13 protein-coding genes and 1 tRNA gene are annotated in these 14191 nt (G+C 72.1%); 4 read left to right on the top strand and 10 right to left on the bottom strand.

Annotation, left to right across the window (positions count from 1 at the left end):
• Nucleotides 1-8 precede the first annotated feature (8 nt).
• Both glmU and Dvina_RS04565 read right to left on the bottom strand, forming a co-directional pair.
• Nucleotides 9-1514: a bifunctional UDP-N-acetylglucosamine diphosphorylase/glucosamine-1-phosphate N-acetyltransferase GlmU gene (gene glmU, locus Dvina_RS04570; protein ID WP_223101107.1), complete on the bottom strand. Its 1506-nt coding sequence runs from the start codon at nt 1512-1514 to the stop codon at nt 9-11.
• A gap of 10 nt (nt 1515-1524) precedes the next feature.
• Nucleotides 1525-1599 (bottom strand) — tRNA-Gln (locus tag Dvina_RS04565).
• Nucleotides 1600-1821: 222 nt separating this feature from the next.
• Here Dvina_RS04565 and Dvina_RS04560 point away from each other — a divergent pair.
• Together Dvina_RS04560 and Dvina_RS04555 are read left to right on the top strand one after the other, a co-directional pair.
• Complete coding sequence (locus tag Dvina_RS04560; RefSeq protein ID WP_223101106.1) at nt 1822-2799, top strand: acyl-CoA desaturase; 978 nt, start codon at nt 1822-1824, stop codon at nt 2797-2799.
• Between the two features lie 77 nt (nt 2800-2876).
• The gene (locus Dvina_RS04555; RefSeq protein ID WP_223105317.1) at nt 2877-3479 is read left to right on the top strand and encodes a TetR/AcrR family transcriptional regulator; all 603 of its coding nucleotides are present in this window, start codon (nt 2877-2879) and stop codon (nt 3477-3479) included.
• Here the strand turns inward: Dvina_RS04555 and Dvina_RS04550 are convergent.
• The 7 genes from Dvina_RS04550 to Dvina_RS04520 form a co-directional block, all read right to left on the bottom strand.
• Entirely contained in the window at nt 3460-4053 is a 594-nt protein-coding gene (locus Dvina_RS04550; protein ID WP_223101105.1) for a hypothetical protein, read from the bottom strand. The two genes, Dvina_RS04555 and Dvina_RS04550, sit on opposite strands and share 20 nt — an antisense overlap.
• Nucleotides 4038-4826, bottom strand: a complete 789-nt coding sequence (locus Dvina_RS04545; protein ID WP_223101104.1) for a PHP domain-containing protein — start codon at nt 4824-4826, stop codon at nt 4038-4040. The genes Dvina_RS04550 and Dvina_RS04545 overlap by 16 nt, the downstream gene beginning before the upstream one ends.
• 259 nt (nt 4827-5085) lie before the next feature.
• Nucleotides 5086-5562: a DUF4383 domain-containing protein gene (locus tag Dvina_RS04540; RefSeq protein WP_223101103.1), complete on the bottom strand. Its 477-nt coding sequence runs from the start codon at nt 5560-5562 to the stop codon at nt 5086-5088.
• Nucleotides 5563-5582: 20 nt separating this feature from the next.
• Entirely contained in the window at nt 5583-7376 is a 1794-nt protein-coding gene (locus Dvina_RS04535) for an ABC-F family ATP-binding cassette domain-containing protein (protein ID WP_223101102.1), read from the bottom strand.
• A 22-nt stretch (nt 7377-7398) separates the two neighbouring features.
• Nucleotides 7399-8349 (bottom strand): 4-(cytidine 5'-diphospho)-2-C-methyl-D-erythritol kinase, encoded by a 951-nt coding sequence (locus tag Dvina_RS04530; RefSeq protein WP_223101101.1) that lies wholly within the window; start codon nt 8347-8349, stop codon nt 7399-7401.
• 9 nt (nt 8350-8358) lie between these two features.
• Nucleotides 8359-9258, bottom strand: coding sequence for a 16S rRNA (adenine(1518)-N(6)/adenine(1519)-N(6))-dimethyltransferase RsmA (rsmA, locus tag Dvina_RS04525; RefSeq protein WP_380030379.1), 900 nt, complete (start codon nt 9256-9258; stop codon nt 8359-8361).
• Nucleotides 9255-10133 (bottom strand): TatD family hydrolase, encoded by an 879-nt coding sequence (locus tag Dvina_RS04520; protein ID WP_246656022.1) that lies wholly within the window; start codon nt 10131-10133, stop codon nt 9255-9257. Before Dvina_RS04520 ends, rsmA begins: the two co-directional genes overlap by 4 nt.
• Nucleotides 10134-10214: 81 nt before the next feature.
• On the opposite strand from Dvina_RS04520, the gene Dvina_RS04515 reads away from it, so the two are divergent.
• A complete protein-coding gene (locus Dvina_RS04515) occupies nt 10215-11399 on the top strand; it encodes a hypothetical protein (RefSeq protein ID WP_246656021.1) in 1185 nt (394 codons plus the stop codon).
• On the opposite strand, the gene metG is transcribed toward Dvina_RS04515, so the two are convergent.
• Complete coding sequence (gene metG / locus Dvina_RS04510) at nt 11396-13159, bottom strand: methionine--tRNA ligase (RefSeq protein ID WP_223101099.1); 1764 nt, start codon at nt 13157-13159, stop codon at nt 11396-11398. The genes Dvina_RS04515 and metG overlap by 4 nt on opposite strands.
• Before the next feature lie 110 nt (nt 13160-13269).
• Between metG and Dvina_RS04505 the strand changes: the two genes are divergently transcribed.
• Entirely contained in the window at nt 13270-14184 is a 915-nt protein-coding gene (locus Dvina_RS04505) for a hypothetical protein (RefSeq protein WP_223101098.1), read from the top strand.
• Nucleotides 14185-14191: the final 7 nt, after the last annotated feature.

Below are 14191 nucleotides of genomic sequence, written 5' to 3'. Positions count from 1 at the left end.
GGTTGCGCTCATTGTTCGTCGGCTGGACCCGTTTCAGCCACCTCACCAGCCCCGGCGTGGCTTTGTTCACGTGCCAGGGCCGCTTCGGCCGCCTCGGCAGCGGCGGTTCCCGCCCGTTTGCGCTGCACCCAGCCCTCGATGTTGCGCTGCTGAGCTCGGGAAACACCCAGCGCGCCGGGCGGGACGTCCTTGATGATGACGCTGCCCGCGGCCGTGTAGGCGCCGTCACCGACCGTCACCGGCGCGACGAACATGTTGTCGGCGCCGGTCCGGGCGTGTGCGCCGATCACGGAGCGCTGCTTGCGCACGCCGTCGTAGTTGACGAACACCGAGGCCGCGCCGATGTTGGTGTGCTCGCCGATGGTGGCGTCGCCGACGTAGGACAGGTGTGGAACTTTCGCGCCCTCGCCGAGCGTCGCCGCCTTCGTCTCGACGAACGTGCCGATCTTCGCCTTGCGCCCGAGCTGCGAGCCGGGGCGCAGGTAGGCGAACGGCCCGACCGACGCCTGGGGCCCGATCTGCGACGACACCGCGTGGGTGCGCACGACCGCCGCGCCCGGGCCGACGACCACGTCGATGAGCGAGGTGTCGGGGCCGACCACGGCACCCTCGCCGACGCTCGTCGCGCCGCGCAGGTGGGTGTTGGGCTCGATCACCGCGTCGCGCTCCAGCGTCACTGTCACGTCGATCCAGGTGGTCGCCGGGTCGACGATCGCCACCCCGGCCCGCATCCAGTCGCCGTTGATCCGGTCGCGCATCAGCGCCCGCAGGCCCGCCAGCTCGGCCCGGTCGTTGGCGCCGAGGGTCTCGGTGGCGTCGGGGGCGCGGTGGGCGACGATCGGGGCGCCGGCCGCGGCCAGCATGCCGATGACGTCGGTGAGGTACTCCTCCCCCTGGTCGTTGTCCGAGGAGAGCTTGCCGAGCATCTCGCGCAGCGCGGCCGCCTCGAACACGTACGCCCCAGAGTTGATCTCCCGGATGGCCCGCTGCTCCGGCGTCGCGTCGCGGTCCTCGACGATCGCCGAGAACTCCCCGCCCCGGTTGCGCACGATGCGCCCGAGGCCGGTGGGGTCACCCACCTCGGCGGTCAGCACCGTGGCCGACGCCCCGGTGTGCTCGTGGGTGTGCACGAGCGCGGCGAGGGTCTCGGCCCGCAGCAGCGGGATGTCGCCGTTGAGCACCACCACCGTGCCGCTGAGCTCCAGGTTGGCGTCGAGCGCGATGCGCACCGCGTGCCCCGTGCCCCGCCGCTCCTCCTGGGTGACCGGGCGGGCCTCCGGCGCCACCTGGGCCAGGTGCTCGCGCACCAGGTCGCCGCCGTGGCCGACGACGACGGTGACGGTCCCGTGCTCCAGGAAGGGCTCCGCCGCGGCCAGCACGTGCCCGAGCAGCGTGCGCCCGAGCAGGGGATGCAGGACCTTGGGGATCGCGGACTTCATCCGCTTGCCTTCGCCGGCGGCCAGGATGATCGCGTTTCTCACGGAGCGCTCCTCGACGGTGTCGGTGCGCCTCATCGTAGTCAGGTGGCTGGGGTGCCTGGATTCGAACCAGGACTGCAAGGCTCCAAAGGCCTGCGGGCTGCCGTTACCCCACACCCCATCAACCACGCTCAGCGAAGCCTAACCGGCGCGTCGATCCCTTTTGCCCCAGGGGTTCCCGCCGATTTTTTTGTTGAGTTCAGCCGTTCGTGGCCGGACGAAGATCACAATGGAACACCGGGTAATCGCCTTGACACCAGCTCCATATGGCCAACCTACGCCTCCGTAAGTTACGGTGACGTAGGCGTAGCCCAGTTGCCGACGAGTCCCCTTGAGAGGTGCCATGTCCGTATCGGTCCTTGACCCCACGTCCACCGAAGGCCCCGCCAACGGGCCGAAGCCGCTCACCGAGGGCAAGCAGCCGACAGCGATCGTCGTCGCGCTGTGGTTCTTCGTGATCCTGCCGTTCGTCGCGCTGATCGCCGCCGTGCCGGTCGCCTGGGGCTGGGGTCTGAGCTGGCTCGACGTGGTCCTCGGCGCCATTTTCTACGTCATCGGGGGACTGGGCATCGGGACCGGCTTCCACCGGTACCTGACCCATGGGGCGTTCAAGGCCAACCGCGGGCTGCGCATCGCGCTGACCATCGCCGGCAGCACCGCTATCGAGGGCAACCCGACGCAGTGGGTCGCCGACCACCGCCGCCACCACGCGTTCTCCGACCGCGAGGGCGACCCGCACTCGCCGTGGCGCTTCGGCGAGAGCTTCGGCGGCCTGGTCAAGGGCCTGTTCTACGCCCACGTGGGCTGGCTGTTCTTCCGCGAGGTGTCCAACCGCGACCGCTTCGCCCCCGACCTGATGGCCGACCGGGACATCCAGCGCATCGACAAGGCGTTCCCCCTGATCGTCACCCTCTCGGTGACGCTCCCGGCGATCATCGCCGGCCTGGTCACCTGGTCGTGGCAGGGCGCCCTGTCGGCGCTCTTCTGGGCCGGCATCATCCGCATCGGCCTGCTGCACCACGTCACCTGGTCGATCAACTCCATCTGCCACGTGTACGGCGAGCGCCCGTTCGAGACCCGCGACGGCGACAAGGCCAGCAACTTCTGGCCGCTGGCGATCCTGTCCTTCGGTGAGAGCTGGCACAACCTGCACCACGCCGACCCGACGTGCGCCCGCCACGGCGTCGACAAGGGCCAGATCGACATCAACGCCCGCCTCATCTGGATCTTCGAGAAGCTCGGCTGGGCGACGAACGTCCGGTGGCCCCGGAAGGACCGGCTGGACGCGAAGCGCGTCGCGGCTGGCACGATGAACGGGTGACCGAGCGCCCGGAGGACATCGCCCAGCCGCGGCCGCCCGTACCGCCGCCGACCCTGTCACCCAAGTCACGGGTGCGGATGTCCGCCGCCCAGCGCCGTGAGCAGCTGATAGCGATCGGCCGCGCGCTCTTCGCCGAGCGGGGCTTCGACGCCACCTCCATCGAGGAGGTGGCGTCGCGGGCGAAGGTCTCCAAGCCGGTCGTCTACGAGCACTTCGGCGGCAAGGAGGGCCTCTACGCAGTAGTCGTCGACCGCGAGGTCCGCTCCCTGCTCGACCGCATCACCAACGCCCTGACCGCGGGCCACCCGCACGAGCTGCTGGAGCAGGCCGCCCTGGCCCTCCTGGACTACATCGAGGCGGAGACCGACGGCTTCCGCGTCCTGGTCCGCGAGAGCCCGGTCATGTCCCCCACCGGCAACTTCATGAGCGTCCTCAACGACGTGGCCCACCAGGCCGAGCACATCCTCGGCGCGGAGTTCAAGCGCCGCGGCTTCGACCCGAAGCTGGCCGAGCTCTACTCGCAGGCGCTGGTCGGCATGGTCGCCCTGACCGGCCGCTGGTGGCTGGAGGTACGCAAGCCGAAGAAGGAAGTCGTCGCCGCGCACCTGGTCAACCTGGCGTGGAACGGCCTGTCCAACATGGAGGGCAAGCCGACGCTCGTCACCGGGGCCGGGAAATGAAGAACGGACTCAGGTAGGCCACGGCCCGCCCGGCCGACCGGAACCCCGGCAGCCGGGCGGCCCGGGGATCGCCCTCCCGCCCCGGATCGGTGATCCGCAGCACCACCCAGTCCCCCGGTTCGGTGCTGACGCGCGCCACGAACCGCAGCACCCCGCCGCCCACCCGGAAGTCGACCTCCGCAACCACCTCGGGCACCGGCTCACCCCGCTGCAGCACCTGCACCCGCAGCCCCTGCCCACCCCACTCCGCCGGCGCGTCGAACTTCAGCGCAATCCGCACATTCCCGGCATTTTGCGCTTTCCGGGCATTTGACACATTTTTGGCATCTCGCCGCCAGCTCCCGCCCATGGCCACCCCGTCGAGCCGAGCGTCGACCCGCAGCCCACGCTCACGGGTGGCGAACATCCGCCGCCCCAGCAGCGCCGCCCGCACCCCCGCGCGCGTCCGGCTGGGCGCCCAGAGCCCGGTCCGCCCGAGCCCGCCGTGGAACCCCCACCCCTCCCGATGCTCATCGGTCACCCCGGCCAGCCCGACCCGCCAGCCCGCGTCGAGGCAGCTCACGAGCGGCGACACCGCGCCCGACCGCCGCCGCGCGCGCCGCCGCCGGCCGCCGCGGGGGCGCCGCCCGCCGAGCCGGCCGAGAGGGTGCGGCCAGGTGAGAGGAGCCCGCCGCCGCGAACCTCACCGTCGGGGCCGCTGAGATCACCATCGGGGCCGACGCCCTCGAACAGGTAGTCCTCGTCCCGGTTGAACATCTCGAGCGCGACCAGGCGCTCGGCCAGCCGCGGGTCGTACCGGAACAGCCCGAACCGCCCCCGCTCGCGCCCCGGGTGGTTGAAGCTGATGAGCTCGTCCCCGGCGGCCAGCCAGTCGTGGAAGGCCAGCATCGCGGCGGGCGCATCGGGCGGGCCCTCGTCCGGGATGGCGGAGGCCGGGGGTACGCCGTCGGAGCGCAGCGGCAGGGGCTCGATCCAGCGGTCGCCGCCCCAGACGTTCATGTGCCCGAGTGACGTGCTCGACCATTCGAAGCCGCGCATGGCCACGAACGCGCCGGGGTCGTCGGCGGCGTCGGCGAGCTTGCTCAGGCGGCGCCAGCCCTCGTCGTCGATCGTCTTCGCGGGCTCGGAACGGCCGTACGCGTGGTCGGTGAGCGCGGCGACGTCCAGGCCCGCGGCGCGCATCGAGGCGAAGGCGTCCTCGGCGGAGCCGGCGCCGTCGGAGAGGAGGGTGTGGTTGTGCAGGTCCGCGTGCAGCAGGTGCTCTCCGACGCCACTGCTACTGCCGCTGCCGACGCCACTGCCGGTGTCTGGCTCGTCACCGCCGGCGATCAGCAACGCGTCAGTCATGCCCCCAGACCATCATCGCCGTGGTACCGGGGCGAGTCGTGGTCTTGAATTTCCGGGAAACGAAACACCGGTACGCCACACGAATCGGCCCGTTCGCGCGCCGTCTTCCCAAACTCATGGTAGCCAGCGCCCCCAAATCGCCTCCAAGGTTCACTGCGGAGGGTAGTGGGTCCACTCAGCCATCTGGCCCGATCCCGGAATGACCAGGACCGGGCCGGTGAGCTGGATCAGAAGCGGGCCGGCTCAAGAGCGGGCCGGCTCAGGAGCGGGCGGCGGCCGGGCTGTTGCGGTGGGTGTCCTCGGCCGTCGCGGCGGTGCGCGGGCCTACGCGGTCGTAGAGGCTGGCGGTGCCGATCACGAAGCCCAGGATGAACGTGACGATCACGTTGACCATGGAGAACGCGAAGATGTTCGCCTCGGTCTGCATCAGGGCGAGCATGGCCATGCCGACCACGATCAGGACGATGGAGGCCAGCGTGTTGATCGCGTGGGCCAGGTTGCGGCCGATGACGTTGGCGCCGAGGACGACCGCGCCGGCCACGATGGACAGCAGTGAGAACGCCGGGTTGGTGCGCAGGCCCAGGACCCACTCGGCGTCGTCCCGGGTGAAGAAGTCGGATCCGGAGGTCGCGATGAAGCCGGCCACGCCGAAAACCAGCATGTACAGGCCCGACACCGCGGCCAGCAGCCGGTAGAGCGGCCTCAGGTGGTGGTTGACAGGAAAGTGAGCGGCCATACCGCAATCCTAAAGCGAGCTCACCCGGCGATCTCGGCCAGGGCGAGCCATTGCTCCTCGATTTCGGCTTTCTCCTGCTGTACCGCGCGCAGCTGGGCGTCCAGCTCGGTGATCTTCGTGTAGTCGGTGGCGTGCTCGGCCAGCTTGGCGTGCAGCTGCTCCTCCTTCTGCGTGAGGCGGTCCATGCTGCGCTCGAGCTTGGCCAGCTCCTTCTTCGCGGCCCGCTGGTCCTTCTCGGAGGCCCGCAGGTCAGGGGTTCGCGCCACGGCGGCGGCCGGACCGGAGGGAGCACCGAACCCGGCCGACTCGGAGACGTGCGAGAGGTACTCGTCGACGCCGCCGGGCAGGTTGCGCAGCTTCCCGTCGCCGTGCATCCCGTAGACGGTGTCGGCGACCCGCTCGACCAGGTACCGGTCGTGGCTGGCCACCACCAGCGTCCCCGGCCAGGTGTCGAGCAGGTCCTCCAGCGCCGCGAGGGTGTCGATGTCGAGGTCGTTCGTCGGCTCGTCGAGCAGCAGGACGTTCGGCTCGGTGGCCAGCAGGCGCAGCAGCTGCAGCCGGCGCCGCTCGCCGCCGGAGAGGTCGCCGACGGGCGTCCACACCCGGGCCCCGGTGAAGCCGAAGACCTCGGCCAGCTGCCCGGCGGTCAGTTCGCGGTCGCCGAGCCGGACCCGCTTGGCGACCTCCTCGACCGCCTCGAGCAGGCGCATGTCGTTCGGCAGTTCGCGCAGTTCCTGAGACAGGAAGGCGGCTTTGACGGTACTGCCCCGCAGCAGCCGGCCCCCGTCCGGTTCGCGGACACCGGCGAGGACGCGCAGCAGTGTGGTCTTGCCGGCGCCGTTGGCACCCAGGATGGCGATGCGGTCACCGGGACCGACGAGCCAGTCGGTCGGGTCGAGCAGGGTCCGGTCCCCGGCCCGCAGCGAGACGCCCTCGAGCTCGTACACCTGCTTGCCGAGCCGGGTCACGGCCAGCCGCTGCAGCGACACGCTGTCGCGGGCGGGCGGGACGTCGGCGATGAGTGCGTTGGCCGCGTCGATGCGAAACTTGGGCTTGCTCGTCCGGGCCGGCGGGCCGCGGCGCAGCCAGGCGATCTCCTTGCGCAGCAGGTTCTGCCGGCGGGCCTCGGTCTCGGCGGCGACCCGCACCCGCTCGGCCCGCGCGAGGGTCCAGGCCGCGTAGCCGCCCTCGTAGGCGCGCACGGTGGCGTCGGCGACCTCCCACGTGCTCGTGCACACCGCGTCGAGGAACCAGCGGTCGTGGGTGACGACGATGAGCGCGCCGCGGCGCTGGAGCAGGTGGCGGGCCAGCCAGGCGATGCCGGCGACGTCGAGGTGGTTGGTGGGCTCGTCGAGGATGAGCAGGTCGGCCGGGCGCACCAGGAGCGCGGCCAGGGCCACGCGGCGCCGCTCGCCGCCGGACATCGGGCCGACGGGGGCGTCCAGGCCCAGGTGGGGCATGCCGAGGCCGTTGAGGACAGTGCGGACGCCGGAGTCGCCGGCCCACTCGTGCTCGGCGGCGAACGCGGCGGGCAGCCAGGCGGTGCCGACGATCACGGCCCGGACCGTCGCCTCGGGCGGCAGGTCCAGGGTCTGCGGCAGGGCGGCGACGCGCAGGTCGCGGCGGTGGGTGACCCGGCCCTCGTCGGGCTCCTCGGCCTTGGTGAGCATCCGCAGCAGTGTCGTCTTGCCGGCGCCGTTGAGCCCGACGATGCCGATCCGGTCGCCGTCGTCGATGCCGAGGGAGATCTCGTCGAAGATCTGCCCCGCCGGATACGTCTTGGAGACCTTGTCCAGGCTGACGATATTGGCCATCACAAAGTCCTTCGAGAAGCCACTACAACACCCTTGCCCCGGGAACCGGTCCGGCCGCGGTACGCACGGCCCGGCAACATGCGCGGGCCTCGAGCTCGGCCGCGAGCAGCGCCGCGTGCCGGGCGTCCTCGGCCAGGAAGACACAGGTGGGGCCGGAGCCGGAGACCAGCCCGGCCAGGGCGCCCGCGTCGAGGCCGGCGTCGAGCACCTGGCGCAGCTCGGGGCGCAGGTGCAGGGCGGCGGCCTGGAGGTCGTTGGCGAGCCGGTCGGCGAGGACCTCGGGGTCGCGCTGGCGCAGCGCGGCGAGCAGGTCGTCGGGTGAGCCGGCCACGCCGGCCCCGCCGAGCTCGTCGAACGTCTTGTACACCACGGGCGTGGAGAGCCCCTCGTCGGCGACTGCGAGCACCCAGTGCCAGGCGTGCCCGCCGGTGAGCACGGGGCTGACGAGCTCGCCGCGGCCGGTGCCCAGCGCCGTGCCGCCGAGGACCAGGAACGGGATGTCCGAGCCCAGGGTGGCGGCGATGGCGGCGAGGTCGTCGCGGGCGAGGCCGGTGCCCCACAGGTGGTCGCAGGCCACGAGCGCGGCGGCGGCGTCGGCGCTGCCACCGGCCAGGCCGGCCGCGATCGGGATCTGCTTCTTCAGGTGCAGCCGCGCGAAGGCGTCGTGGCCGGTCTCGGCGGCCAGGGCCCGCACCGCGCGCATGATCAGGTTGTCCTCGCCCAGGGAGAGCGCGCCGGTGCCCTCGCCCTCCATGGTCAGCGTCAGCGTGTCGCCGCGGCGGGCGGTGAGCTCGTCGTAGAGCCCGATCGCGTGGTAGACGGTGGTGAGCTCGTGGAAGCCGTCGGGGCGGACCGGTCCCACGTGCAGGTGGAGGTTGATCTTCGCGGGCACGCGGACCCGGACCGGTCCGTGCGCGGCCAGGCGCGGCCGGTCGAACTCCTCGTCGTCCTCGGAGAAGAGCGGCTCGGTCACTGCTGCACCCTACCCGGGCTCCCCGGTGGCCCGGTCGTCAGGCGACACCGGCCCCGTCGGCGCAGAGCCGGCCGGCCGGCGCCGGCCCTGAACGGCGATCCGAGTGAAGTCCTCCACCGTGAGCTGCTCACCCCGCAGTCCGGGGTCGACACCGGCGGCCCGCAGGATGCGCTCGGCCTCGTTCGGGCTGCCGGCCCATCCGGCCAGGGCGGCCCGCAGGGTCTTGCGCCGCTGGGCGAAGGCCGCGTCGATGACCGCGAACGTGTCGCGCCGGTCGCCCGCGACGCCGTCGTGCACGGCGAAGCTCACCAGTCCGGACTCCACGTTGGGCACGGGCCAGAACACGGCGGCCGGGACCTTGCCGGCCTGGCGCGCGGTCGCGTACCAGGCGAGCTTGACGCTCGGCACCCCGTAGACCCGCGACCCCGGGCCGGCGGTGAGCCGGTCGGCGACCTCCTTCTGCACCATGACCAGCCCGTGCCGCAGCGACGGCACGGTGGCCAGCAGGTGCAGGACAACCGGGACGGCGACGTTGTACGGCAGGTTCGCGACCAGGGCCGAGGGCCGCACGGACGCGAGGTCGGCCCGCAGCGCGTCCCCGGTGATGACCGTCAACCGGTCCGCGTGCTCCGGTGCGAACTTGGCGACCGTCTCCGGCAGGGCGGCGGCCAGCGGCGGGTCGATCTCCACCGCGCACACCGGCAGCTCGCGCTCCAGCAGGGCCAGGGTCAGCGAGCCGAGCCCCGGCCCGACCTCGAGCACCACGTCGTCCGGGGTGAGCTCGGCGGCCCGCACGATCCGGCGCACGGTGTTGGGGTCGTGCACGAAGTTCTGCCCGAGCTGCTTCGTGGGGCGGATGCCGAGGCGGTCCGCCAGCTGCCGCACGTCGGCGGGGCCGAGGAGTGTCACGTCCAGGGTCCGAAGGCTCGTTCGCCGTTGGCCGAGATCGCGGCGCACAGCGCGGCCAGGTCGTGGCCGGTGACGTCGGCCAGGGCCCGCACGGTCAGCGGGATCAGGTAGGAGGCGTTGGGGCGCCCGCGGTACGGCATCGGGGTCAGGAACGGCGCGTCGGTCTCGACGAGCATCGCGTCCAGCGGGGTGATCGCCGCGGCCCGGCGCAGGTGCCCGGCGTTGCCGAAGGTCACGGTGCCGGCGAAGCTCAGCAGGAACCCGCGGTCGAGGCACTCCCGGGCGAACTCCTCGTCGCCGGAGTAGCAGTGCATGACGACCTGGTCGGGCGCGCCCTCCTCGTCGATCACCCGCAGGATGTCGTCGTGGGCGTCGCGGTCGTGGATGACGAGCGTCTTGCCGTGCCGCTTGGCGATGGCGATGTGGGCCCGGAAGCTCTCGTGCTGGGCCTTGCGCCCCTCGTCGCCGGTGCGGAAGTAGTCGAGCCCGGTCTCGCCGATGCCCCGCACCCGCGGGTGGGCGGCCAGCCGCTCGATCTCGCGAAGCGCACCGTCGAGGTCGGCCAGCCGGGGGGCGTCGTTGGGGTGCAGGGCCACGGTGGCGAGCACGGCCGGGTGGCGCTCGGCCACCTCCGCGCCCCACCGGGACGACTCGACGTCGACGCCGACCTGCACCAGCCGGTCGACGCCGGCCGCGGTGGCCCGGGCGATCGCGTCCTCGACGGTGGCCGGGCCGGCACCACCTTCGCCGCCCATCGACTCGTAGGGGCCGTCAAGTGTGATGTCGATGTGGGTGTGGCTGTCCAGCACCGCGACCGGCAAAGGCTCCGTCGCCGGGGGGAACGCACCCTGGCGGCTGTGTTTTCTCGCACTCATCGGGGTCCAGGATGCCATGCCCGATGTGTCGTTCACTTTCCATTCATCTCGGCACCATGACGCCACCCTAGCGTCGGGAAAGTGACGGTAATCGGACACGCGGAAGGGTCCGCGACGCACAGCGTGACCATCGACGGCGTGGCGTACCCGGCCGAGGAGATCGCCCAGGGCGCGGCGTACGAGGTGTACGCCACCCAGCCGGCGCCGGGCTTCCTGCCCAACCCGCGCCCGGGGGCCAAGTGGCCGTACCGTCGCTTCGTCCACGCCACCGAGGTCACCTCCGCCCTTGACGGGCTGGAGGACGAGCCGCTGCTGATGCCGGTCACTCGGGCGCTGGACTGGGCCACCGTCCACCGGCTGAGCCAGACCCCGGCCGCCGCGGGCGCGCTCGCCCCGATCCGCCGCACCGCGGTGGTGCGGCGCGGGACCCGGATGATCAAGTTTCTGTCCGGCCGGCAGCTGCACGGATACCTGAAGGGCTGGCCGATCAGCGGCTTCTGCTACCGCGCCTTCGACGTGGCCCACCTGCGCACGCCCGAGGACCTGGCCATCCTGACCGGCGAGCACAACACCGCCGACGTGGTCTTCGCGGTGCGCTGGCGGGCCGTCGACGCCCACGACTACGACGTGCCGCTCGCCGGCGCCTACGCCGGCCTGGTCACGATGCCGCCGCACGACCGCCTCGGACCGCCGGTCATCGGCACCGGCTTCGCCCCCAGCGGCAAGCACATCGTGCCCGAGTTCGTCACCGCCGACCTGGCCGAGCTGCCGCTACCGGCCAACACCTCGCTCGTCGCCTACACCCGCGACGGCACCGAGGTCACGCTCTACACGTACCTGCCGGAGCAGCGGGCCTGGAGCCGGATGCACGGCCCGCAGTGGCGCCACCTGCTGCCGGACCAGTCCGACCAGGAGTACTTCCCGATCGAGCCGGGCCTGACCCGCTACGTGGGGACCTACCGCGACAACCTGTTCGAGGCGATCGTCGACCCGCCGGGCGAGTTCCGCGTCGCGGCGAAGACCCGGGCGGCGCGCTACCCCCTCGACTCCCTGGCCCGCCGCGTGCCCCGCGCGACCTGGCGGGAGGCCCGCTGCACGGTGATCCGCCAGGAGGGCGACTGGCTGCGGCTGCGGCTGTCCCGGCCCGACGGCGACCAGGTGGCCCGCCTCGGTGCCCACTGCGTCGAGCGCGGCCTCTACGAGGCGTGGGCGCCGGCCACCGAGGTGTCCGACGCCCACGAGAGCGACAGCTGGTACACCATCTAGCTCTGCAGTCGGGCCAGTTCCTCCTCGACGATCGACTCGTCGAGCTTCTTGAACACCGGGGTCGGCGCCTGCAGTGCGGTGCCCGCCTGGATCTCGACGTGCTCCCACCGGGTGCCGACGGTGTAGTCGCCCATCAGGACCGGGTACGTCGTGCCGTTGTCCAGATCCTCGACCTCGCGGATCTCGGGCATCGGCGCGTGCACCCCGGTGCCGCCGAGCAGCTCGTGGATGCGCTGGGCGGCGTGCGGCAGGAACGGCGTCAGCAGCGTGTTGCAGTCCTGCACCGCCTGGAGCGCCACGTGCAGGACGGTGCCCATCCGGGCCTTGTCCTCCTTGAGCTTCCACGGGGCCTGATCGGAGAAGTACTTGTTCACCTCGCCGACGATCCGCATGGCCTCGGTGATCGCGGCCTTCTGCCGGTGCTTGCCGATCAGCTGCCCGACCGTGTCGAAGCCCGCCCGCACCGACGCCAGCAGCGCCGTGTCCTCGGCGGTCAGCTCGCCGGCCGCGGGGATCTCGCCGAAGTTCTTGGCCGCCATCGAGATCGAGCGGTTGACCAGGTTGCCCCAGCCGGCGACGAGCTCGTCGTTGTTGCGGCGGCGGAACTCCGACCAGGTGAAGTCGGTGTCGTTGGACTCGGGGCCGGCCACGGCGATGAAGTAGCGCAGCGCGTCGGCGTCGTAGCGCTCCAGGAAGTCCCGCACGTAGATGACCACGCGGCGGGAGGAGGAGAACTTCTTGCCCTCCATCGTCAGGTACTCCGAGGAGACCACCTCGGTCGGCAGGTTGAGCGCGCCCAGGGCCTGCGGCTTCGGGCCGGAGTAGCCCAGCAGGATCGACGGCCAGATCACCGAGTGGAAGACGATGTTGTCCTTACCCATGAAGTAGTAGCCCTGGGCCTGCGGGTCCTGCCACCACTGCCGCCACGCCTCGGGGTCGCCGGTGCGCCGGGCCCACTCGATCGAGGCCGACAGGTAGCCGATCACCGCGTCGAACCACACGTAGATCCGCTTGTCGGTGCGGTCCTTCCACGCCTCGAGCGGGATCGGCACGCCCCACTCCAGGTCGCGGGTGATCGCCCGGGGCTGGAGGTCGTCGATGAGGTTGCGGGAGAACTTCAGCACGTTGGGGCGCCAGTCCTCGCGCGTGTCGAGCCAGGCGTTGAGCTGGTCGGCGAACGCGGGGAGGTCGAGGAAGAAGTGCTCGGTCTCGACGAACTGCGGCGTCTCCCCGTTGATCTTCGAGCGGGGATTGATCAGCTGCTCCGGGTCGAGCTGGTTGCCGCAGTTGTCGCACTGGTCGCCGCGGGCGCTGTCGTACCCGCAGATCGGGCAGGTCCCCTCGATGTACCGGTCGGGCAGCGTGCGCCCGGTCGACGGCGAGATCGCGCCGAGCGTGGTCCGGGCGATGATGTACCCGTTGTCGTAGAGCCCGGCGAAGAGCTCCTGGACAACCTGGTAGTGGTTGCCGGTGGTGGTCCGGGTGAACAGGTCGTAGGACAGCCCGAGGCCGTGCAGGTCCTCGACGATCACCCGGTTGTACCGGTCGACCAGCTCCCGCGGGGTCACACCCTCGGCGTCGGCCTGGACCTGGATGGGCGTGCCGTGCTCGTCGGTGCCCGACACCATCAGCACGTCGTGCCCGGCCATCCGCATGTAGCGGCTGAAGACGTCGGACGGCACCCCGAATCCGGACACGTGACCGATGTGGCGCGGTCCGTTGGCATAAGGCCAGGCGACCGCGGCGAGAACACGACTCATGACCTGCAAGCGTAGTGACCCGTCCGGGAGTTCGGCGAACGAGATAGATTCTGCCGACACGCGCCCCCACGTCCGATACGTCGGCTATCGCCCGTTGTCCAATGGAAAACGTGAGCGTAAAGCCTATTCGGCGCGGTTGGCGGGGCGAGGCCGCGGGGATTCCCCCGGTGCGGGTCCTGGTGCCGGCCGCCGCCTCCCGGTCCGCCGCCGTCCCCACGGCACCGCCCCCGCCCCCGCCCCTCCCGGCGGCCGCGGAGCGCCGGGCCGACCCCCCGGCGAACGGCCCGGACCCGGAGTTTCCGCTGTGGCCGGCCACGACGACCACGCTCGCGCTCCACGAGGCGCCGCACCCCGAGGGTGCCCACGCGCAGGCCGAGGAGGCCGGCGAGCTGGAGGCGGCCCACGCGGCCGGGCGGACGGCCGTCGAGGACCACCTAGCCGGGCTGCCCGACCAGTGGCCACCGCCGGCGATGCGGGCCATGCGCCAGCCGCGCGACGACCGCCGCTCCGCGCCCCAGCGGCGTCGCCGGCAGCGCCGGGTCAAGCCGGCCCGCAGCGCGGGCGCCGGGCTGAGCGCCATGCTGGGCGTCGCGCTGCTGACCCTGTTCTTCGCGTGGACCAGCGCCGAGCCGTTCTGGCTGGACATGGGCCGCGGGGTGCGGGGCACCGCCGAGATCACCTCGTGTCACGGCTCCGGGGTGCTGCGCCGCTGCCTGGCCGAGTTCACCCGCCCGGGACACGAGCCGGTCCCCGGCACCCGCCTGATGGGCCTCGACGGGCCGGCGGGGACGACGGTGGCGGCGCAGATGGTGCCGGGCGGGCGGATCGCCTACGCCGGCAACCCGACCGGCCTGCGGGTCCGCTGGGCCGCCGGAGCCGGCCTGATCGTGCTGTGCGGGATCACCCTGGCCTGGCTGACCGGCGCCTGGCGCTTCAACCGGCTGCGCGACCGCCTGGTCGCCTGGGCCCTGACCGCGGCCGCCCCGCTGGTCCTCGCCGCCGCGGTCGTGGTTGCCGCCTACTGATCGGATC

This window comes from Dactylosporangium vinaceum (genome assembly GCF_019904175.1).
Classification (GTDB): Bacteria; Actinomycetota; Actinomycetes; order Mycobacteriales; family Micromonosporaceae; genus Dactylosporangium; species Dactylosporangium vinaceum.
The sequence above is the reverse complement of the archived record's forward strand: the minus strand, read 5'-3'. Positions and strand labels throughout refer to the sequence as shown.